Source organism: Roseateles sp. AC306, from assembly GCF_979253795.1.
In genome coordinates, this window is record NZ_CEEDEB010000173.1 from 1 (window position 1) to 209 (window position 209).

At 74.2% G+C, this 209-nt stretch carries 1 protein-coding gene; it reads right to left on the reverse strand.

The annotated features are described in order from the left end of the window. A partial coding sequence (locus tag AC0IZJ_RS28850; RefSeq protein WP_471855720.1) for a hypothetical protein occupies positions 1-209 on the reverse strand: 209 nt, incomplete at both ends.

The following is a 209-nucleotide window of genomic DNA, read 5'->3' on the forward strand; positions in this document are numbered from 1 at the left end:
GTGGTGGCCACGAAGGCCAGCGAAGCCAGCGCCGGCAAGCCGATCCAGACCAGCCGCCGGCGAATGCCGGGACCGGCGGCGCCTTCTTTCGCTGCGCCGGCGGCTGGTGCATCACCGGCCTGCGCGCGGATTCCCCACACCGCCCAGGCCACCAGGGCGCACAGCAGGGCGAACACGCCGAAGCCCCACGACCACAGCGCGGCCATCGC